Annotated in this window: 23 protein-coding genes; 17 read left to right on the forward strand and 6 right to left on the reverse strand. The window is 66.2% G+C overall.

What is annotated here, in order from left to right:
• Positions 1-87 precede the first annotated feature (87 nt).
• The 3 genes from E0W60_RS14525 (at position 88) to cysM (ending at position 3,047) form a co-directional block, all read left to right on the forward strand.
• Positions 88-468: a ComEA family DNA-binding protein gene (locus tag E0W60_RS14525; protein ID WP_135704788.1), complete on the forward strand. Its 381-nt coding sequence runs from the start codon at positions 88-90 to the stop codon at positions 466-468.
• Between the two features lie 252 nt (positions 469-720).
• The gene (locus tag E0W60_RS14530) at positions 721-2,022 is read left to right on the forward strand and encodes a solute carrier family 23 protein (protein ID WP_133094018.1); all 1,302 of its coding nucleotides are present in this window, start codon (positions 721-723) and stop codon (positions 2,020-2,022) included.
• Between the two features lie 122 nt (positions 2,023-2,144).
• Positions 2,145-3,047 carry a cysteine synthase CysM gene (gene cysM, locus E0W60_RS14535; RefSeq protein WP_133094019.1) on the forward strand — a complete coding sequence of 301 codons (903 nt, stop codon included), beginning with the start codon at positions 2,145-2,147 and terminating at the stop codon, positions 3,045-3,047.
• 129 nt (positions 3,048-3,176) lie between these two features.
• Here the strand turns inward: cysM and mltB are convergent, their stop codons facing one another.
• Positions 3,177-4,283, reverse strand: coding sequence for a lytic murein transglycosylase B (gene mltB, locus E0W60_RS14540; protein ID WP_133094020.1), 1,107 nt, complete (start codon positions 4,281-4,283; stop codon positions 3,177-3,179).
• A gap of 178 nt (positions 4,284-4,461) precedes the next feature.
• On the opposite strand from mltB, the gene E0W60_RS14545 reads away from it, so the two are divergent.
• The 7 genes from E0W60_RS14545 to E0W60_RS14575 all read left to right on the forward strand — a co-directional run bounded on the left by E0W60_RS14545 (position 4,462) and on the right by E0W60_RS14575 (position 10,816).
• Positions 4,462-5,385 (forward strand): histone deacetylase family protein, encoded by a 924-nt coding sequence (locus E0W60_RS14545; RefSeq protein ID WP_135704790.1) that lies wholly within the window; start codon positions 4,462-4,464, stop codon positions 5,383-5,385.
• Positions 5,386-5,397: 12 nt separating this feature from the next.
• Positions 5,398-6,201 (forward strand): enoyl-CoA hydratase, encoded by an 804-nt coding sequence (locus tag E0W60_RS14550; RefSeq protein WP_133094022.1) that lies wholly within the window; start codon positions 5,398-5,400, stop codon positions 6,199-6,201.
• 164 nt (positions 6,202-6,365) lie between these two features.
• Entirely contained in the window at positions 6,366-7,400 is a 1,035-nt protein-coding gene (locus E0W60_RS14555) for a methionine ABC transporter ATP-binding protein (protein WP_133094023.1), read from the forward strand.
• Positions 7,390-8,043 carry a methionine ABC transporter permease gene (locus tag E0W60_RS14560; RefSeq protein WP_135704792.1) on the forward strand — a complete coding sequence of 218 codons (654 nt, stop codon included), beginning with the start codon at positions 7,390-7,392 and terminating at the stop codon, positions 8,041-8,043. Before E0W60_RS14555 ends, E0W60_RS14560 begins: the two co-directional genes overlap by 11 nt.
• Before the next feature lie 33 nt (positions 8,044-8,076).
• Positions 8,077-8,874: a MetQ/NlpA family ABC transporter substrate-binding protein gene (locus tag E0W60_RS14565; RefSeq protein WP_135704794.1), complete on the forward strand. Its 798-nt coding sequence runs from the start codon at positions 8,077-8,079 to the stop codon at positions 8,872-8,874.
• Positions 8,875-9,112: 238 nt separating this feature from the next.
• Positions 9,113-9,862, forward strand: coding sequence for an electron transfer flavoprotein subunit beta/FixA family protein (locus E0W60_RS14570; protein ID WP_029045694.1), 750 nt, complete (start codon positions 9,113-9,115; stop codon positions 9,860-9,862).
• An 18-nt stretch (positions 9,863-9,880) separates the two neighbouring features.
• Positions 9,881-10,816, forward strand: a complete 936-nt coding sequence (locus E0W60_RS14575) for an electron transfer flavoprotein subunit alpha/FixB family protein (protein ID WP_029045693.1) — start codon at positions 9,881-9,883, stop codon at positions 10,814-10,816.
• A gap of 184 nt (positions 10,817-11,000) precedes the next feature.
• On the opposite strand, the gene E0W60_RS14580 is transcribed toward E0W60_RS14575, so the two are convergent.
• On the reverse strand, positions 11,001-12,305 hold the full coding sequence (locus tag E0W60_RS14580) for a D-amino acid dehydrogenase (protein WP_133094027.1): 1,305 nt from the start codon (positions 12,303-12,305) through the stop codon (positions 11,001-11,003).
• A 108-nt stretch (positions 12,306-12,413) separates the two neighbouring features.
• Between E0W60_RS14580 and E0W60_RS14585 the strand changes: the two genes are divergently transcribed.
• Together E0W60_RS14585 and E0W60_RS14590 are read left to right on the forward strand one after the other, a co-directional pair.
• Entirely contained in the window at positions 12,414-12,917 is a 504-nt protein-coding gene (locus E0W60_RS14585; protein ID WP_133094028.1) for an Lrp/AsnC ligand binding domain-containing protein, read from the forward strand.
• A 33-nt stretch (positions 12,918-12,950) separates the two neighbouring features.
• Positions 12,951-14,168: a PA0069 family radical SAM protein gene (locus tag E0W60_RS14590; RefSeq protein ID WP_240745932.1), complete on the forward strand. Its 1,218-nt coding sequence runs from the start codon at positions 12,951-12,953 to the stop codon at positions 14,166-14,168.
• Positions 14,169-14,582: 414 nt separating this feature from the next.
• Here E0W60_RS14590 and E0W60_RS14595 read toward each other — a convergent pair whose 3' ends face one another.
• From E0W60_RS14595 to E0W60_RS14605, 4 genes are all read right to left on the reverse strand, one after another.
• A complete protein-coding gene (locus tag E0W60_RS14595) occupies positions 14,583-15,077 on the reverse strand; it encodes a TM2 domain-containing protein (RefSeq protein ID WP_135706221.1) in 495 nt (164 codons plus the stop codon).
• A gap of 123 nt (positions 15,078-15,200) precedes the next feature.
• Complete coding sequence (locus E0W60_RS37020) at positions 15,201-15,359, reverse strand: hypothetical protein (protein ID WP_165971452.1); 159 nt, start codon at positions 15,357-15,359, stop codon at positions 15,201-15,203.
• A 285-nt stretch (positions 15,360-15,644) separates the two neighbouring features.
• Positions 15,645-16,049: a hypothetical protein gene (locus E0W60_RS14600; RefSeq protein WP_135704797.1), complete on the reverse strand. Its 405-nt coding sequence runs from the start codon at positions 16,047-16,049 to the stop codon at positions 15,645-15,647.
• Between the two features lie 182 nt (positions 16,050-16,231).
• Positions 16,232-17,350 carry a PQQ-dependent sugar dehydrogenase gene (locus tag E0W60_RS14605; RefSeq protein WP_135704799.1) on the reverse strand — a complete coding sequence of 373 codons (1,119 nt, stop codon included), beginning with the start codon at positions 17,348-17,350 and terminating at the stop codon, positions 16,232-16,234.
• A 153-nt stretch (positions 17,351-17,503) separates the two neighbouring features.
• Here E0W60_RS14605 and rpsP point away from each other — a divergent pair, with 153 nt between their 5' ends.
• The 5 genes from rpsP to E0W60_RS14630 all read left to right on the forward strand — a co-directional run bounded on the left by rpsP (position 17,504) and on the right by E0W60_RS14630 (position 20,596).
• On the forward strand, positions 17,504-17,755 hold the full coding sequence (gene rpsP / locus E0W60_RS14610; RefSeq protein ID WP_133094031.1) for a 30S ribosomal protein S16: 252 nt from the start codon (positions 17,504-17,506) through the stop codon (positions 17,753-17,755).
• 130 nt (positions 17,756-17,885) lie between these two features.
• Positions 17,886-18,470 carry a ribosome maturation factor RimM gene (rimM, locus tag E0W60_RS14615; RefSeq protein ID WP_133094235.1) on the forward strand — a complete coding sequence of 195 codons (585 nt, stop codon included), beginning with the start codon at positions 17,886-17,888 and terminating at the stop codon, positions 18,468-18,470.
• Positions 18,471-18,514: 44 nt separating this feature from the next.
• Complete coding sequence (gene trmD / locus E0W60_RS14620; RefSeq protein WP_133094032.1) at positions 18,515-19,297, forward strand: tRNA (guanosine(37)-N1)-methyltransferase TrmD; 783 nt, start codon at positions 18,515-18,517, stop codon at positions 19,295-19,297.
• 75 nt (positions 19,298-19,372) lie between these two features.
• Positions 19,373-19,765, forward strand: coding sequence for a 50S ribosomal protein L19 (gene rplS / locus E0W60_RS14625; protein WP_135704800.1), 393 nt, complete (start codon positions 19,373-19,375; stop codon positions 19,763-19,765).
• A 150-nt stretch (positions 19,766-19,915) separates the two neighbouring features.
• Positions 19,916-20,596: a CoA pyrophosphatase gene (locus E0W60_RS14630; protein WP_133094034.1), complete on the forward strand. Its 681-nt coding sequence runs from the start codon at positions 19,916-19,918 to the stop codon at positions 20,594-20,596.
• Positions 20,597-20,613: the final 17 nt, after the last annotated feature.

Genomic DNA, 20,613 nt, shown 5'->3' on the forward strand with positions numbered 1-20,613 from the left:
CCGTCGTGGCGCGCTGAACCTATCCTGAGCTGGCCTCGCCGCGATGGCGGGGTGGTACTTCACACCATCCACAGCAAAGGAGCTTTCATGTTCAAGCATTGGGTCTGGCAACTCGTCCGTCGTTTTTCCCTGCTGGCTGCGATGTGCCTGTGCGCGGGCGGCGCGGCGCATGCCGCCATCGACGTCAATACGGCCGACGAGGCCGCGCTGACGTCGGTCAAGGGCGTCGGCCCCGCCACCGCACGCAATATCGTCAACGAGCGCAACAAGCGCGGTCCGTACAAGGATGCCGCCGATCTTGCCGAGCGTGTCAGCGGCGTAGGGCCGAAGTCCGTGGCCAGGTTGCAGGAAGGGGGGCTGGTATTCGGCGCCGCCGCCGCTGCTGCACCGGCACCCTCGGCTCCCGCTGCCAAGCCCGCCAAGGCGGCTGCCGCGCCGCCAGCCGGTGCCGCCAAGGCAGCGCGCTGAAGCTTCAACCGGAGCCTGTCTCCCTGTGCCGGCTCCGGATGCGTCCGGGCTCGTCGTTGCTGGTACGTCTCGTGCTACACCTGTGCGGCTTCGCAGCCATCCGGCTGCGGAGTATCATGCGGACGCCGCGCCGGCAGGATCTGCCGCGCGCGCGCGCCGGCCGGCAATATGCAGCCGGTTGGCGGCGATCACCAACCACAATCGCGGCGGCCGCTGACGCAGCGGCCCGCCCGGACACAGGGAGCACAACATATGGCGAATGGCGAGGACGCGGGTTTCCTGCCGAAATGGCGGCTCAAGACCGAAGGGGTAATCGGGCCCGACGAACGGCTGCCGGCCGGCCAGACGCTGCTGGCCGGCATCCAGCACGTGGTGGCGATGTTCGGCTCGACCGCCATCGCGCCGATCCTGATGGGCTTCAATCCCAATATCGCCATCCTGTTTTCCGGTATCGGCACGCTGATCTTTTTCCTGTGCGTGCGTGGCCGGGTGCCCAGCTATCTCGGCTCCAGCTTTGCCTTTATCGCCGTGGTGATCGCCGCCACCGGCTATGCCGGCAGCGGCCCCAACCCCAATATCCCGGTGGCACTGGGCGGCATCATTGCAGCGGGCGCGCTCTACACAGTGATCGGCCTGGTGGTGCAGGCAGTGGGCTACGCCTGGGTGGAAAAGCTGATGCCGCCGGTGGTCACCGGCGCGATCGTCGCGGCCATCGGGCTGAACCTGGCCCCGGTTGCGGTCAAGGCGGTCAGCGGCTCGTCGCTCGATACCTGGGTGGGCCTGCTGACGGTGCTTGCCGTGGGCCTGGTTGCGGTGCGCGCGCCGGGCATGCTTGGCCGCCTGCCGGTACTGATCGGCGGACTGGCGGGGTACCTTGCCTACTACGTGGGCACCAGCGTGATGGGCCTCGGCAAGCCGATCGACTTCTCCGGCGTTGCCGCGGCGAGCTGGTTCGGCCTGCCTGCGTTCAGCGCGCCGGTGTTCGAGGTCAGCGCCATGCTGCTGATCGCGCCGGTGGCGATCGTGCTGGTGGCTGAGAACCTTGGCCACATCAAGGCGATTGGCGTGATGACGGGCCGCAACCTCGATCCGTATATCGGCCGCGCGTTTATCGGCGACGGCATCGCGACCATGCTGTCGGCCAGCGGCGGCGGCACTGGCGTGACCACCTATGCCGAGAACATGGGCGTGATGGCGGTCACCAAGATCTACTCCACGCTGATCTTCGTGGTGGCGGCGGCGGTGGCCATCCTGCTGGGCTTTTCGCCCAAGTTCGGTGCGCTGATCCTGACCATCCCGGGGCCGGTGATCGGCGGGCTGACCATCGTGGTGTTCGGCCTGATCGCCGCGACCGCGGGCCGGATCTGGGTGCAGAACAAGGTGGACTTCTCCAGCTCGCGCAACCTGATCACGGTCGGCGCCACCTTGACGGTGGCCGCCGGCGACCTGACGCTGAAGCTGGGCGGCATGACGCTGGGTGGCATCGGTACCGCAACCTTTGGCTGCATCCTGCTGTACCACCTGCTGGGCGAAGGCAACCACGAGGCCGACTGAGTAGCGCAGGGAAGGGGAGCGAGGCGGGGCGCGTTTGCGCAAATCCCGCCTGTCGGCGAGGGAAAGGTGACTGGATTACAATGGCCGGCGAACCTGACCTACCATCGCCCACCCCCTCCCCCATGGCTTACAAGACAATTGAAGACACCATCGGCAATACGCCGCTGGTCAGACTGCAGCGCATTCCCGGTGCCGCCAACGACGCGCGCGGCAATGTGATTCTCGGCAAGCTGGAAGGCAACAACCCCGCCGGGTCGGTCAAGGACCGCCCGGCGGTATCGATGATTGCCCGCGCCGAGGCGCGGGGCCGCATCAAGCCGGGCGATACGCTGATCGAGGCCACTTCGGGCAATACCGGCATTGCGCTGGCCATGGCGGCCGCCATCCGCGGCTACAAGATGGTGCTGATCATGCCCGAGGACCTGAGCCTGGAGCGGCGGCAGAGCATGGCGGCCTACGGTGCGGAGATTGTCCTGACGCCGGTGAAGGGCGGCATGGAATACGCCCGCGACCTGGCGGACGCGATGGAGCGCGAAGGCAAGGGCGTGATCCTCGACCAGTTCGCCAACCCCGACAACCCGCAAGCCCACTACGAAGGCACCGGCCCCGAGATCTGGCGCGATACCGACGGGCGTGTCACCCATTTTGTTTCGGCGATGGGCACGACCGGCACCATCACCGGCGTGTCGCGCTATTTGAAGGAGCAGAACCCGGCGATCCAGGTCATTGGCGCCCAGCCGGCCGAAGGCTCGCGCATCCCGGGCATCCGCAAGTGGCCGGAAGCCTACCTGCCCAAGATCTATGATCCCGCGCATATCGACCGCACCGAGCCGGTGAGCCAGGCCGATGCCGAGCACATGGCACGCCGCATGGCGGCTGAGGAGGGTATCTTCTGCGGCATCTCGGCGGCCGGCGCATTGTGCGTGGCGTTGCGGATCGCCGAGGAAGTGGAGAACGCCACCATCGTCTTCGTGGTGTGCGATCGCGGCGACCGCTACCTGTCGACCGGCGTGTTTCCGGCCTGATGTTCCCGCCTGCTCCCGGCCTGATCCGGGCCTGATCCGGGCCTGATCCGGGCCTGATCCGGGCGGCGGCCGCAGACAAGAAAGCCTCGCGCAAGCGAGGTTTTTTTGCGTCTGGGTGTCAGGCGTGGCTCAGCCCATTGCCGCCTTGACCGCTTCGCCCAGCTGGTACACCGCCAGTGCGTAGAAGAAGCTGCGGTTGTAGCGCGTCAGCACATAGAAGTTGCGCAGGCCCAGCAGGTACTCGGTCGGCTGGTCCGGCGTGGGCAGGTCCACCACCAGCACGCCGGTCTCGCCTTCGCGCGCCGTGTCGATGGGCTCGTCCACGCGCAGGCCGGCGCGGGTCAGCTGGTTGAGCGTGCGCGTCGGCCACGGTTCGCCATCCGCGGCCGCGGTGGCGACGCCAAGGCTACCGCTGTCGCCGGCAATGCGCCATACCACCGGCCGGCCCGGTTCCCAGCCATGCAGCTGCAGGAAACGCGCCACGCTGCCGATCGCATCGGTCGGGCTGTTGCGCAGGTCGATGCGGCCATTGTTGTCGTAGTCGATGGCGTATTCGCGCAGGCTGGTCGGCATGAACTGCGGGATGCCGATCGCGCCGGCGTATGAGCCCAGCACCGAGTACACATCGGTGCGCGTATCGCGGCACCACAGCAGGTAGTCGGCCAGCTGGTTGCGGAACAGCGTGGAGCGCGCGGCGCGGTTCGGCGTGTCGGGATAGTCGAAGGCCAGCGTCGACAGCGAATCGAGTACGCGGAACGTGCCCATGTCGCGCCCATAAATGGTCTCCACGCCGATGATGCCGACGATCACCGATGCCGGCACGCCGAATTCGGCCTCGGCGCGGCGCAGCGTGTCGCGGTTGTCCTGCCAGAAACGCACGCCGGCATTGATGCGGATCGGCTCGATAAAGCGCGAGCGGTAGGCGCGCCAGCTTTTGCGCCCGGTGGTGGCGGGCGGCATGATCAGCCGCACCACGGTCGAGGAATAGACCGCCTGGCCGAACCAGTCCTGCAGCGCGCCGCGGTCGAAGCTGTGGCGCGCCACCATTTCATCGATAAAGGCGCGGGTTTGCGGGTTGTCGCGGTAGCGGCCGGGTTCGATTTCTTCTTCACGCACGCTGACGCGGCGCTTGCCGGCGGCGAGAAGGCTGGGGGAGAGGCCGCAGAGTCCGAGTGCGGCAGCGGAAAGCGCGGCGCCCAGCAGGGGGCGTCGCAGTGAGCGCTGGGGGTCGGTCATGGTGTCCTTTGCAAGTCGCACCGAGTATAGCGGATGCCACTGCAGCAACCCGGCGCCAGCTTGCGCGACCCGGCGCGCGAACCGGCTAACCCGGGCTCGCCAGCGAGGACGCGCATTGGGTGGCAAGGCCCGCCCTGTGCTAACGTAGCGAATGGAGACAACCGAGCGACGATAAGAGATGCCGACAGGCTATTACACGCACCCCGAGTTCCAGCGGCACGAGATGGGTCATTTTCATCCCGAGTGTCCGGAACGCCTGCAGGCGATCGAGGATCACCTGATTTCGCACGGCCTGGACGGGCTGCTGGAGCGCCGCGAGCCCACGCCGGCCACGCGCGAGCAGATCGAGCGCGTGCACCGGCCCGACTATGTCGATTCGCTGGAAAGCACCAGCCCGGCCAGCGGCTACTACCCGATCGACCCGGATACATCGATGAACGCCCACACCCTGAGCGCGGCCAAGCTGGCCGCCGGCGCCGCGGTGGCAGCGACCGATGCGGTGATCTCGGGCGAGTTCGAGAACGCTTTCTGCTGCGTGCGCCCGCCTGGCCACCATGCCGAGCCGGACCGCGCCATGGGCTTTTGCTTCTTCAACAACGTGGCCATTGCCGCACGCCACGCGCTGCAGGCGCATGGGCTGGAGCGCGTCGCCATCATCGATTTCGATGTCCACCACGGCAACGGCACCGAGGCGGCTTTCCGCGGCGACGAGCATGTGCTCATGTGCAGTTTCTTCCAGCACCCGTTCTACCCGTACAGCGGCACCGAGCACCTGGCGGCTAATATGGCAAACATCCCGCTGCCGGCCTACACCAACGGCATGGCCGTGCGCGAGGTGGTCGAGACCATCTGGCTGCCGCGCCTGCACGAGTTCCGCCCGCAGATGCTGTTTATCTCGGCCGGCTTCGACGCGCACCGCGAGGATGACCTCGGGCAGATGGGCCTGGTGGAGCAGGACTATGCGTGGATCACCGGCCAGCTTGTCGACGTGGCGCGCACGCACGCGCAGGGGCGTATCGTCAGCTGCCTGGAAGGCGGCTATAACCTGAGCGCGCTCGGCCGCAGCGTACTGGCCCACCTGAAAGTCCTGCTGGAACGATAGGAGGCATCCGCCATGGCCGAGAACGATGCGCGCGTGGACGCGCCGCTGCTGACCGAAACGCGCGATGCCGCCGGCGTGGTGCGGGTGACCATGAACCGGCCCCAGGCCTTCAACGCCTTGTCCGAAGGCCTGCTGGACGCGCTGGCCGAGACCTTCCGCCGGCTAGCCGCCGACGACGCCGTGCGCGTGGTGGTGCTGGCCGGTGCGGGCAAGGCCTTCTGCGCCGGCCATGACCTGCGCGAGATGCGCGCGACGCCGTCGCACGACTACTACCGGCGCCTGTTCGACCGCTGCACGCGCGTGATGATGGCGATCCAGAAGATGCCGCAGCCAGTGATTGCGCGGGTACAAGGTATCGCCACCGCGGCCGGCTGCCAGCTGGTGGCGATGTGCGACCTCGCGGTCGCCGCCGACGACGCGCGTTTTGCGGTGTCCGGCGTCAACCTCGGCCTGTTCTGCTCGACGCCGGGCGTGGCGCTGTCTCGCAACCTGCACCGCAAGCAGGCCATGGAAATGCTGCTGACCGGCGATATGATCGATGCCGCCACCGCGCGCGAGCGCGGGCTGGTCAACCGCGTGGTGCCGGCCGCCGCACTGGACGACGAGGTGGCGCGGCTGGCCGCCAGTATCTGCGCCAAGCCGGCAGCGGCCGTCGCCGCCGGCAAGGGGCTGTTCTACCGCCAGCTTGAAATGGGTATCGAGGCCGCCTACCAGCTCGCCGGCCAGACCATGGCCTGCAACATGATGGATGACTCGGCGCTGGAAGGCGTGCAGGCCTTTCTCGACAAGCGCACGCCGTCGTGGCGTGGCGGATAGTCGACTTATTGTGGTTCTTTATGCTGGGTGTGCATAAAGACATCGATAAAAATTCGTTTATGGTATGAAGCGAATCGCATAAAATACCGGCTTCACAAAAATAAGTGCGGCAACAGCGCTCGAGACAAACTCGCCTGTTGCCGTTTTCTTTTGGTCACCTTTACATGATCGAACTGCAAGGACTGTCGCAGCGCTTCCCGGGCGCGTCTGGCGACGTGCATGCATTGCGGGACGTCAGCCTGTCGATTGCAGCGGGCGAAGTCTTCGGCATCATCGGCCGCAGCGGCGCCGGCAAGAGCACGCTGGTTCGCGCCATCAACCTGCTGAACCGGCCCAGCAGCGGCCGCGTCGTCGTCGACGGCCAGGACCTGACCGCGCTGGACAACGGCGCGCTGCGCCTGGCCCGGCGCGAGATCGGCATGATCTTCCAGCATTTCAACCTGCTGTCGTCGCGCACCGTCTATGACAATGTGGCGCTGCCGCTGGAACTGGCGGGCAAGCCCAAGGCGGAAATCGCCGCAACCGTGCTGCCGCTGCTGGAGCTGGTCGGCCTGTCGGCGCTGAAGGACCGCCACCCGGCGCAGATCAGCGGCGGGCAGAAGCAGCGCGTGGGTATCGCGCGCGCGCTGGCGAGCAAGCCCAAGGTGCTGCTGTCGGACGAAGCCACTTCGGCGCTGGATCCGGAAACCACGCGTTCCATCCTGGAACTGCTCAGGCAGATCAATCGCGAACTGGGCCTGACCATCGTGATGATCACGCACCAGATGGAGGTCATCAAGCAGGTGTGCGACCGCGTCGCCGTGCTCGAGGCCGGCCAGGTGGTCGAGCAGGGCCGCGTGATCGACGTGTTCCTGCGTCCGCAGCACGACGTCACGCGCGCCATGATCGGCGATGTCATTTCGCAGGAGCTGCCGGCGAGCGTGCTCAAGCGCGTCGAAAGCCGGCTCGGCAATGGCCGCGACCACGTCTACCGCCTCGCCTTCACCGGCGAGGGCGTCGACCAGCCGGTACTGGCGCAGGCGATCCGCCGCTACGGGCTGGATTTCAACATCCTGCACGGCCACATCGACGAGATCCAGGGCCAGGCCTTCGGCTCGCTGGCGATCATGGCCACTGGCGAGCTGGCCGACGTGAAGGCAGCAATGGAATACCTGCAGGCGCAAGGCGTCGTGGTGGAGGAGTTCGAGCATGTGGTCTGAAATGTTTGACCTGTTCCTGACCTCGTTCAACGAGACCCTGCTGATGGTGGCGATCTCCGGCGTGGTCGGCTCGCTGCTGGGCGTGCCGCTGGGCGTGCTGCTGCACCTGACCAATCGCGGTGGCGTGCTGTCGCACCCGCTGTTCAACCGCACCATCGGCGTGGTGGTCAACGCGGTGCGTTCGATCCCGTTCATCATCCTGCTGGTGGTGGTGATCCCGTTCACGCGCTTTATCGTGGGTTCGTCGATCGGTACCACTGCAGCGATCGTCCCGCTGACCATCGCGGCGATTCCCTTTATTGCCCGCCTGGTCGAAAGCGCGCTGCGCGAGGTCGACAAGGGCCTGGTCGAGGCCGCCCAGTCGATGGGTGCGACGACCGGCCAGATCGTGTGGAAGGTGCTGCTGCCGGAGGCCATGCCTGGCATCGTCGCCGGCCTGACCATCACCTTCGTCAGCCTGGTCGGCTACTCGGCCATGGCCGGTGCGATCGGCGGCGGCGGCCTGGGCGACCTGGGCATCCGCTATGGCTACCAGCGCTACATCACCGAGGTGATGGCGGCGGTGGTGGTGATCCTGATCATCTTCGTGCAGGCCGTGCAGAGCTTCGGCGACTGGCTGGTCCGGCGCATCAGCCACCGCTGAACCAAACTACTTCTAGAAATAGGAACGTACATCATGCAACGTCGCAACCTGCTGCAATGGATTCTCGGCGCCGCGCTCGGCGCCTCGCTGGCCACCGGCGCGATCGCCCAGGAGAAACCGATCAAGATCGGCGTCACCGGCGGCCCGCACGCGCAGATCATGGAACAGGTGAAGAAGGTCGCCGCCAAGGACGGCCTGAACATCCAGGTAGTCGAGTTCAGCGACTACATCCAGCCCAACGCCGCGCTGGCCGCCGGCGACCTGGATGCCAACAGCTACCAGCACCTGCCTTACCTGGAAGCCCAGATCAAGGACCGCGGCTACAAGTTCACGCACATCGCCTACACCGTGACCTTCCCGATGGGCGTGTACTCCAAGAAGATCAAGTCGCTCGACCAGCTCAAGCAGGGCGCGCGCGTGGGCGTGCCCAACGATCCGACCAACGGCGGCCGCGGCCTGCTGCTGCTGCAGAGCAAGGGCGTGATCAAGCTCAAGCCTAACGCCGGCCTGAAGGCGACCCCGCTGGACATCGCCGAGAATCCGAAGAAGATCCGCATCGTCGAGCTGGACGCCGCGCAGCTGCCGCGCTCGCTGGATGATCTGGATGCCGCCGCGATCAACGGCAACTACGCGGAATCGGCCGGCCTGTCGCCGACCAAGGATGCGATCGCCATGGAAGGTCCGAAGGGTCCGTACGCCAACCTGATCGCGATCCGCGAGGCCGACAAGGGCAAGCCGTGGGTGGCCAAGCTGGTGAAGGCGTACCACTCGCCCGAAATCAAGCAATACGTGAATTCGACCTTCAAGGAATCCGTGATCACCGCCTGGTAATCCTTGGCAATCGCGGTTATGTACCGGTCACTTTGAGGCTTCCGTCCAATCAGACGATGCGCGTAAGCCTCAATTTCCGGCACAATCTCCTGACGGCTGGTGGCTGCCGGGCTATGCCCGGCATCATTTTGCCGATAAAATAGTACGATCGTTCGAAAAACAGGAGAGCCGCCAACCCGGTGGTTATAATGACGAGCGAACAAAATTTCTGACTATCAGCTATCAGTGGAGTGAGCGCATGAAAGTACTCGTCGCAGTCAAGCGGGTGGTGGATTACAACGTCAAGGTCCGCGTCAAGGCGGACGGCACGGGCGTCGATCTGGCCAACGTCAAGATGAGCATGAACCCGTTCGACGAAATCGCCGTGGAAGAGGCCGTGCGCCTGAAGGAAGCCGGCGTCGTCACCGAAGTCGTCGCCGTGTCGTGCGGTGTCACGCAGTGCCAGGAAACCCTGCGCACCGCGATGGCCATCGGTGCCGACCGCGGCATCCTGGTGGAGTCGAACGAAGACCTGCAACCGCTGGCCGTGGCCAAGCTGCTGAAGGCGCTGATCGACAAGGAACAGCCGCAGCTGGTGATCCTGGGCAAGCAGGCGATCGACGATGACTCCAACCAGACCGGCCAGATGGTGGCCGCGCTGGCCGGCCTGCCGCAAGCCACGTTCGCCTCGAAGGTGGTGGTTGCCGACGGCAAGGCGTCGGTGACCCGTGAAGTCGACGGCGGCCTGGAAACGCTATCGCTGAAGCTGCCGGCCGTGGTGACGACCGACCTGCGCCTGAACGAGCCGCGCTACGTCACGCTGCCGAACATCATGAAGGCGAAGAAGAAGCCGCTGGATACCGTCAAGCCGGAAGACCTCGGCGTCGACGTGAAGCCGCGCCTGTCGACCCTGAAGGTGGTCGAGCCTGCCAAGCGCAGCGCTGGTGTGATGGTGCCGGACGTCGCGACGCTGGTGCAGAAGCTGAAGAACGAAGCCAAGGTTATCTGAGCGCCGGGGAGATAGAACATGACTGCACTCGTCATTGCTGAACACGACAATCAATCGATCAAGGGCGCCACGCTGAACACCGTGACCGCCGCAGCCCAATGCGGCGGCGACGTGCACGTGCTGGTGGCCGGTTCCAACGCCAAGGCCGCGGCTGACGCCGCCGCCAAGATCGCCGGCGTGACCAAGGTCCTGCTGGCCGACGCCGCCTACTTCGGCGACGGCCTGGCCGAAAACGTGGCCGAGCAGGCGCTGGCCATCGCCAACGACTACTCGCACATCCTGGCTCCGGCCACCCCGTACGGCAAGAACATCCTGCCGCGCGTGGCCGCCAAGCTGGACGTGGCCCAGATCTCGGAAATCTCCAAGGTCGACGCCCCGGACACCTTCGAGCGTCCGATCTACGCCGGCAACGCCATCGCCACGGTCAAGTCGGAAGACAAGATCAAGGTGATCACCGTGCGCGGCACCGCGTTTGACGCCGCCGCTGCCGAAGGTGGCTCGGCCGCCGTCGAGACCCTGCCGGCTGTGGCCGACGCGGGCGTTTCGCAGTTCGTTTCGCGCGAAGTGGCCAAGAGCGACCGTCCGGAACTGACCGCCGCCAAGATCATCGTCTCGGGTGGCCGTGGCGTGGGTTCGGGCGAGAACTACACCAAGGTGCTGACGCCGCTGGCCGACAAGCTGGGCGCCGCGCTGGGTGCCTCGCGCGCCGCCGTTGACGCCGGCTTCGTGCCGAACGACTACCAGGTCGGCCAGACCGGCAAGATCGTCGCGCCGCAGCTGTACATCGCCGTCGGTATCTCCGGCGCGATCCAGCACCTGGCCGGCATGAAGGACTCCAAGGTGATCGTCGCGATCAACAAGGATGCCGAGGCCCCGATCTTCTCCGTGGCCGACTACGGCCTGGTGGGCGATCTGAATACCGTGGTGCCGGAACTGGTGGCCGCGCTGGGCTGATGCCGTCAGCTTGCCGGCCGTGAGGTGGATGATACGGCCGGCCATGTTCGCAAAAGGAGCCGTTCCCGGGATCTCCCGCGAACGGCTTTTTTGCGTCTATTGATAGCTACGGGGGTAGGCGATATCAGCAAGCAAAAAGGGCGGCCTGTAGGGCCGCCCTTGTATTGCCTGTGCGTCGCCGTTGTCAGGCATGCGCCGGCCGCGGTGCCAGGTGATGGCGCGTGGGCTTGAGATAGCGTCCCACCGACAGGTCATCGGCACGGATCGCCGGCGAAGTCCCGGAGACCAGGTCCGACAGCAGCTTGCCGGAGCCGCAGGCCATGGTCCAGCCGAGCGTGCCGTGTCCGGTGTTCAGCCACAGGCCGCGTACCTGCGTCGGGCCGACGATCGGCGTGCCGTCCGGCGTCATCGGGCGCAGGCCGGTCCAGAAGGTGGCCTGGCTGACATCGCCGGCACCGGGGAACAGGTCGGTGACCACGTGTTCGAGCGTGCGGCGCTTGGCCGGGTCGAGGCTGCGGTCATAGCCGACGATCTGCGCCATGCCGCCGACGCGGATGCGGTCGTCGAAGCGGGTGATGGCGACCTTGTAGGTTTCATCCAGCACCGTCGACACCGGGCTGCGCGAGGCGTCGCTGAGCGGCACCGTGATCGAGAAGCCCTTGAGCGGGTACACCGGCAGGTTGGACATGCCCGACAGGAACGGCTTCACCAGCTGCGTCGACCAGCTGCCCAGCGCCACGACCACCAGGTCGGCGGAGATCGGCTCGCCGTTGACGATGGCGCCGGTGACGGCATCGCCCCGCGTCAGCAGGCTGTCGATCGAACGGTTGTACAGGAACCTGACGCCCAGCAGCTCGGCCATCTGCGAAAGCCGCGTCGTGAACAACTGGCAGTCGCCGGTTTCATCGTTGGGAAGGCGCAGGCCGCCGCTCAGCTTGTGGCTGACAGCGGCCAGCGCCGGTTCGCTCGCGGCGAGTTCTTCGCGCGAAAGCAACTGGTAGGGCACGCCGGCTTCTTCCAGCACGGCGATGTCCTTGGCCGCGCCTTGCAGCTGCTCGTCGGTGCGGAACACCTGCAGCGTGCCTTGCTGGCGGCCTTCATAAGCGATGCCGGTTTCCGCGCGCAATGCGCGGATGCAGTCGCGGCTGTATTCGGCCAGCCGCACCATGCGCTCCTTGTTCACGGCATAGCGCTCGGCACTGCAGTTCAGCAGCATCTGCCACATCCATTGCAGCTGGAACAGCGTGCCGTCCGGACGGATGGACAGCGGAGCGTGGTCCTGGAACATCCACTTGATCGCCTTCAGCGGCACGCCGGGCGCCGCCCACGGCGACGCGTAGCCCGGGGAGATCTGCCCCGCGTTGGCAAAGCTTGTGCCCAGCGCGGGTCCGGCTTCGCGATCGACGACGGTCACTTCATGACCGGCCTTGGCCAGATACCACGCACTGGTGACGCCGATGACGCCACTGCCAAGTACGAGAACACGCATTTCGGGGGCTCCCAACTACGATCTCAGGTTGAAGAAGGATTTGTCTCTATACTATTGAATACAATCCAGTCATAGTTACCGAATTTCTCAGTAAAACAGGAAAAACTAATGAGAACCAGCCGCCAGCCCGTACGCACGCTCGACCGGCTCGACCGCAGGATCCTGACGCTGCTGCAGGCAGACGGCAGGATCTCGATGAAAGACCTGGCGGAGGCGGTCGGCCTGACCATCACGCCGTGCATCGAGCGGGTCAAGCGCCTGGAGCGCGATGGTGTCATCATGGGCTACTACGCGCGGCTGAATCCGACCCTGCTGGGCAGTGCACTGCTAGTGTTCGTGGAGATCTCGCTCGGCAATAAATCGGGCAATATGTTCGAGCAGTTCCGGCGCGAGGTGCTGCGCATCCCGGAAGTGCTGGAGTGTCACCTCGTGTCGGGCGATTTCGACTACCTGATCAAAGCGCGCATCCGCGAGATCGGCGAATACCGGCGGCTGCTGGGCGACATCCTGTTGCAACTGCCCGGTGCCGCGCAGTCGAAAAGCTATGTCGTCATGGAAGAAATCAAGGAAACGCTTGCAATCTCGGTCGAGGACAAGAGCCAGCCGACCTGACCACCCACGCCAGGCCAACGAAGCCGGGCAATCATGAAGCGCCCCGCCAATCCCTTCAAAGACACGTCCACCGCCGCCGCCGATACGCAGGCGGGCCCGCGGGCGCCCGTCGCGCGCAAGGGACGCGGCGCGGTCAGCAACCTGCAGGGACGTTTCGAGCGAGACCAGCGCGAGACCTTCGACGACGGCTGGGGTAGTCCGGCAATGGAAGAGCCGGCGACTGCCGTCGGGCAGGCGCATCCGGAGGCTGCCTCCAACACCACTCCGTCACCGCAAGCGCCATTGCCGCCGCTGCGTACGCAGGTACGCATCGAACGCGCGCGCACGATCCTGACCCGCAACGCGTCGCCGGATATCCCGTTCGACGTGTCGCTGAACCCGTACCGCGGCTGCGAGCACGGCTGCATCTACTGCTTTGCGCGGCCCACGCACGCCTACCTTGACCTGTCGCCGGGGCTCGACTTCGAGACCCGGCTGTTCGCCAAGTCCAACGCTGCCGAGAAGCTGCGCGAGGCGCTGGCGCGGCCCTCGTACCGCTGCGAGACCATCGCGCTGGGCGTCAACACCGACGCTTACCAGCCGATCGAGCGCGAGCAGCGCATTACCCGCGGCATCCTCGAGGTGCTGAGCGAACACGACCATCCGGTCGCACTGATCACCAAGTCTTCACTGATCGAGCGTGATATCGACCTGCTGGCGCCGATGGCCGCCAAGCGGCTCGCGGTGGCGGCGGTCACCATCACCACGCTGGATGCGGACATCGCGCGCACGCTCGAGCCACGCGCGGCGACGCCGTCACGCCGACTGCGTACCATCCGCACGCTGACCGACGCCGGCATTCCGGTAGGCGTAAGCATTGCCCCGGTAATCCCGTTCATCACCGAGCCTGACCTTGAGCGTGTGCTGGAAGCGGCGCGAGAGGCGGGCGCCGTCTATGCGAACTACATCGTGCTGCGGCTGCCCTGGGAGGTGCGGCCGCTGTTCGAGGAATGGCTGCTGGCGCATTTCCCCGATCGCGCCGAGCGGGTCATGAACCGCGTTCGCGACATGCGCGAAGGCAAAGCCTACGATGCCAGCTTTGCCACGCGCATGCGGGGCACGGGCGTGTGGGCGGACTTGCTACGTCAGCGCTTCTACAAGGCCGCCGACCGGCTCGGCTTCCGCTATAACCGGTTCGAACTGGATACTTCGCGATTCCGGCCGCCCGCGGGACCACGCGGCAAGGACGATCCGCAAGGCTCCTTGTTCTGAGCTGCTTCAGTGGCCTGCTGGTCGCCGATCATGCGGCTGGCCAGGTCCAGCGCGGCCTTCGCGCTCGATGGCGGCAGTCCGGAGGACAGCGCCAGCCTGACGGCGATGGCTGCCAGGCGTCCTTCGTCATACGTTGGCATGTCGATTGGTGCTCCTTTGCGCCGCCAGAGCCACGCTCTGCCGCGCATGTCGCCGCCAGGATCGGACGGTCTTTCCAGTATGGGCGATTTGCGCGAAAGGGGAATTGCCGATTGCGGCCGCATTGACCACGCGCAAATGCAGGCAGCTTTTGGCGCCCGCCGCGGTGCTCAAGCGAATGCCGGCAGGGTGGGCATCGCGGATCACCTGCCATCATCCGCCCGCAGGTTGCCGCGTACGTGGTCGATCAGGTCGCAGTGAATGCCGCCGGCGCGGCTATTGCGACAGCTCGCGCGCCGCCTCGACCTGCGATTCGAAGAAGGTCTGGAAGCTGATGGCCAGCCCCGCCATCAGCAGGCCGGTGCCGATCAGCAGCGACAGGATCACCAGGATCACGACCGGCCACCCGGAGCGCGTGGGCTTGCCATGGGGATTGAAGCGCGCGTCCCACTTGTCGTCCGGGCGCAGGCCATAGACGATGGCGCCAAGGAAGGCGCTGATGACCGAGACTCCGCCGGCAACGGCGAACGTCCAGTTGAGCGCGGGCGTCCCGGCATCGGTCGCCATCGAGGCAATGCCGACGACGCCGGCCAGCAGCCCCAGCAGGTGAACCCAGCCGTACACGTCGCGCAGCCCGCCCAGGTAGAAGCGGTGCGCCCCGAGGCTGCCGAACAGGAACGCCAGCGCGACCGTCAGCAGCTTGGACTTGCCGCGTGCCGGGGTGGTGGTGGCGCGAGTGGTTGCGGGACTGGCTGGCGTGGCGGCAGGCATGGCGTAGGGGCGTGCGTGGCGGTTCGGGAAAAACGGCGGCACACGCGTGCCAGCCGGCAGTCATTGTACGCCGGCGGTCACGGCCAGGGAGTGGAAGTGCATCAGCAGACGCGCAGGGCGACGCTAATGCCAGCCGCCCGTAAGCAGGCTCTTGATAAAGGTGGCGGCGTGTTCGCTGATATGCGTTTCGCCGTAAAGGACCAGGGTAAGGATACCCATGAACAGGACGGACAGCGATAACTGGCCGGCGTGTTCGACCAGGTCGCTTAGAAGGGGTGACATGACAAACCTCACGGAATTATTGTCGTTCTGGAGGCTGCGCCCGAGCTGTCGTGATCGGGTCCGACAGGAGGTGTCGGGCAGAGGCAGGTCAGTTCGATTGCCGTCTGCACTGGACGGCACGCTGTGAGCCCCGGGCAGCGCCGGGCGGCAGCCTGTGTGTGGCACCCGGAAAGTGGGGCACACACTCAGATAAAGACAATGGGGGCGCGGGGCGAGTTCCGCAGCGAGTTCCTCGGCGCGCTTCCCAGGGCGCCGGCGCCACGCGAGCGCCAGCCGCATGGGGATTCAGCGTCCGCCGTTGTCGCGGCCGTGTGCCTGCCAGCCGGGACCGACGCTGGTGGGGCGCGAGTCGTTGCGGGCGTCGGAAGGGTTGCTGCGCTGATCCTGGGCGCGCACACGGTTGTCGTCGCGAGCGCCCTGCATCGCGGCGGCGCGGCGGCCACTCAGGCGGTCGTCTGCGCGGGCGCGAGCTTCCATGCGGTCGATCTGCGCCTGTACGTGGTCGCGGCTTTCGGCGCGCACGCTGGCGACCTGCCAGCCATCGCCAGCCTGCAGCCGCACCGGCCGGGCATCAGCACGGCTTTGTTGCCAGAACGCGACCTGGGCATGACTGGCGGCTACCGCGCCGACCAGGCCCGAGGCCACCAGGATACCAGCCACCAGGTCGCGCAGGAGAGAGCGGGTGATCATGCGGATTCCCAGGTTCCTGTCGCGCTAAGTTGCTGTTGGAAGATGGGTTCATGGTACGCATCGGCCATCAGGTCGCGCTATGCCAAGCGAGTTACCGGTGTAACGGATTGTTTCGGACACATGGCCTTGCCATTCCTGGTGTTTTGGCGGCTCTTTGCGGGCTGCGCTTGTGCCGTCTCCAGCTACGGTGCGTAGCGGATCCGGTAGATCGCGCCAGCCAGGTCGTCGCTGACCAGCAGCGAGCCGTCAGGGGCGACGAGCACGTCGACCGGGCGGCCCCACGGCCTGCCGCGCAGCCAGCCCTGGGCAAACACCTCCTGCCGGACGGCCTTGCCGGACTCGTCCAGCACCACGCGCACCACGCGGTAGCCGGATGGCTGGCTACGGTCCCAGCTGCCATGCTCGGCAATGAAGACATTGTTACGGTATGCCGCCGGAAACTGGCTGCCGGTATAGAAGCGCATGCCGAGCGCGGCCACGTGCGCGCCCAGCCGCGCCACCGGCGGGACAAATTCCGAGCAGGGGCGCTTGCTGCCGTATTCCGGGTCGGCGACGTTGCCGGCGTGGCAATACGGATAGCCGAAATGCTGGTTGTTCGCCGTCGCGCGGTTCAGCTCGTCGTCGGGAACATCGTCGCCCATGCGGTCGCGGCCGTTGTCGGTGAACCACAGCTCGCGCGTGGCCGGGTGCCAGTCGAAGCCGACGGTATTGCGCACCCCGCGGGCCGCCACCTGCAGGTCGCTACCATCGGGCTTCATCTTCATGATGTTGGCGTAGCGGTTCTCGTCGGGCGCGCAGATATTGCAGGGCGCGCCGACCGGGACGTACAGGTAGCCGTCCGGCCCGAAGGCGATGAATTTCCAGCCGTGGTGATCGTCTGACGGAAAGCGGTCGCTTACCACCACCGGTGCCGGCGGGTTGTCCAGCCGCGCTTCGATATTGTCGATGCGCACGATCCTGGACACCGACGAGGCGTACAGGCTGCCATCGCGCAGCGCCACCCCGGCCGGCATGCGCAGCCCGCTGGCAACAGTGCGCACGCGCGGTCGGCCGCCGAGCGCGTCGGTGACCGCGTAGACCTTGCCCTCGCGCAACGAACCCACGAAGAGCGTGCCCGACGGCGACAGCGCCATGGCGCGCGCGCCCGGCACCTCCTGCGTTAACACGTCGATGCGGAAGCCGGCCGGCAGCTTGATCTGCTCGAGCGGCAGCGCCGCCGCCGCGCTGCCTGCCAGCAGAACCACGGCGAGCAGGGCGGACTGCCTTGCAGTACGAAGCAAGAAGTGCAGATGCGGACGCATGGCAGGCCTCCCGTCGCGGTTTTTGCCACGATGCCTGCACGGCACCGGCACGTCAATCACCTAAGTGTTTGTTTGGCCTCGGAAACTGGGCTATACTCTTGCGTTTCGTGTTCGTTTGAACACCCGGACACCCGTTTTCTGAGGAATCATCCCATGGTCGTTATCCGTCTGGCTCGCGGCGGCAGCAAGAAGCGCCCGTTCTTCAACATCGTCGCTACCGATTCGCGCAACCGTCGCGATGGCCGTTTCATCGAGCGCGTTGGCTTCTACAACCCGCTGGCTTCGGAAGGCGAAGAAGGCCTGCGCCTGGCGCAAGACCGCCTGGCCTACTGGCAAGGCGTTGGCGCCCAGCTGTCGCCGACCGTTGCCCGCCTGGTCAAGCAAGGCACCAAGGCTGCTGCCTGATTGCCGCCGGTCCATCGGACTGAGCGAACTATAGCGTGCCCGCAAGGGCACGTTCTTCGTTGCGCACGTGACTGAACGCAAGCAGCGGCCGCTGAACCGGCCGCAGGGCCCGCAGGGTGAGGCCCCCAAGATGCCCACGGCGCTGCTGTATGCCGACGCCCTGCCGGAAGACCTGGTGGAAGTCGGCTATGTCGGCGCGGCCTACGGCATCCGTGGCTGGATCAAGGTCCAGCCGCATGCCAATGACGCATCCGCCCTGTTGCATGCGCGTCGCTGGTGGTTGCTGGCGCCGCCGCAGGCGGGGCTGGTTGCCGCCGGGGCGCAGCAGGCCCAGCCGGTCTGCGTGAAGATCGCGCAGTCGCGCGAGCACAGCGGTACGGTGGTGGCGAATGCCGCCGGCGTTGCCGACCGCAATCTTGCGGAAGCGCTCCGGGGCCGTCGCGTGTGGATCCGGCGTGCGGATTTTCCGGCGCCGGAAGAAGATGAGTTTTACTGGGTCGACCTGATCGGCTGCAGCGTCAGCAACGAGCAAGGCGAGTTGCTGGGCGAAGTATCCGGCCTGATCGATAACGGTGCCCACCAGATCCTGCAGGTCGCGTACGCGCTGCCGGACGGCAAGGCCGGCGAACGGCTGATCCCGTTTGTCGATGCGTTCCTGCGCACGGTCGATACCGCCGGCAAGCGCATCGTGGTGGACTGGGGACTCGATTACTGAGCCCGGCGCCAGGCCCGGCATTGTGCCCAGGAGGGGGAGAGCGGATGCAGTTCGATGTGATCACGCTGTTTCCCGAGATGTTCCGCGCGCTGACCGACTGGGGCATTACCAGCCGGGCAGCCAAGCAACAGCGGTATGCGTTGCGCAGCTGGAATCCACGCGATTTCACGGTCGACAATTACCGCACCATCGACGATCGCCCCTATGGCGGCGGCCCCGGCATGGTGATGCTGGCCAAGCCGCTGGACGATGCGATCGATGCCGCAGTGGCGGCGCAGGCGCAGGCCGGCGTGCCGCAGCCGCACGTGGTGCTGATGTCGCCGCAAGGCAAGACGCTGTCGCACGCCAAGGTGATGGAACTGGCCGAACGGCCGGGCCTGGTCCTGCTGTGCGGCCGCTATGAGGCCATCGACCAGCGGCTGATCGACCGCCGCGTGGACGAGGAAATCAGCCTCGGCGACTTCGTGCTGTCAGGCGGCGAACTGCCTGCGATGGCGCTGATCGACGCGGTGGTGCGCCACCTGCCCGGCGTGCTGGGCGACGCGCAGTCCGCGGTGCAGGACAGCTTCGTCAACGGCCTGCTGGATTGTCCGCACTACACGCGGCCGGAAGAATATGAAGGCGTGCGGGTGCCCGAGATATTGCTCGGGGGCCATCACGCCGAGATCGAGAAATGGCGGCGCCAGCAGGCGCTGGCCAATACCGCGAGAAAGCGCCCCGACCTGATCGAGGCGGCTCGCGAACAAGGTTTGCTGTCCCGCGCCGACGAGAAATTCTTGTCGGAATGGGCGGCGAAGGAAGGGCGGGAGGCAACTCCCGCCAGGTAAAACCCCATCCTCTGCCGGGGCCCGGGACATGCCTGGGGCATACAACGCCGGCACGATGGTTACGGAGAAAAAACGATGAACCTCATCGAGCAGATCGAGAAGGAAGAGATCGCGCGTCTGACCGCGAGCAAGACCATCCCCGCATTCGCACCCGGCGACACCGTGATCGTCAGCGTGAACGTGGTGGAAGGTAACCGCAAGCGCGTGCAGGCCTACGAAGGCGTAGTGATCGCCAAGCGTAACCGCGGCCTGAACTCGTCCTTCATCGTGCGCAAGATCTCGTCGGGTGAAGGCGTGGAACGTACGTTCCAGCTGTACTCGCCGCTGATCGCTGCCATCGAAGTGAAGCGTCGCGGCGACGTGCGTCGCGCGAAGCTGTACTACCTGCGCCAGCGTTCGGGCAAGTCCGCACGTATCAAGGAAAAGCTGGTGTCGAAGGCTGCCGCCGCTGCCAAGGCTGCGGAGTAAGCCGGACATGCCGGCCGGGGCGACCCGGCCAGCGTTTCCCCAGGAAGGGCACCCCATGGGTGCCCTTTTTGCATGCTGCATTGGCGTTCGGGCAACATCCGATTTTGCTGCGGCGCCGAATCGCGCGCTTCTGTCATACTTGCGGTTGCTATGCGTCCCGCCTTCGATCCCGAATCCCTTCCCGTCGTCGACACCGACCTGCGCAATGCGCCATTGAGCGAGCCGCGCCTGCAGGTCGACTTCATCCGCCACCGCTTCGAGGTGCCGCCGGCCTGGGCGCCGGAGCTGACCGACGAATCGCGCGTCTACGACCGCAGCCGCGGCCTGCGCGATGCCGCCGTGCTGGTGCCGCTGGTGGAACGCCGCGATGGCCTGACCGTGCTGCTGACCCAGCGCAATGCCAACCTGAGTGCGCATGCGGGGCAGATCAGCTTCCCGGGCGGCAGGCAGGAGCAGTGGGACAAGAACCGTATCGACACGGCGCTGCGTGAGACGGAAGAAGAGGTGGGTCTGGCGCGCGACTACGTGGAAGTGCTGGGCGCACTGCCTGACTACATCACTGGCACGGGATTCCACGTCAGTCCGGTGGTCGGCCTGGTGCGCGATGGATTCACGCTGCGCCCGGATGCCTCGGAAGTGGCCGATGTCTTCGAAGTGCCGCTCGCCTTCCTGATGAACCCGTTACACCATGAGCGGCGCCTGTTCCGCTGGGTCGACGGCGAACGCCTGTTCTACGCCATGCCCTATCCGCGCGAGAGCGGCGGCCACCGCTTTATCTGGGGCGCCACCGCGGGCATGCTGCGCAATCTCTACCACCTGCTGGCGGCCTGAGCGGCCGCCGCCGGCGT

Source organism: Cupriavidus oxalaticus (assembly GCF_004768545.1).
GTDB lineage: Bacteria > Pseudomonadota > Gammaproteobacteria > Burkholderiales > Burkholderiaceae > Cupriavidus > Cupriavidus oxalaticus_A.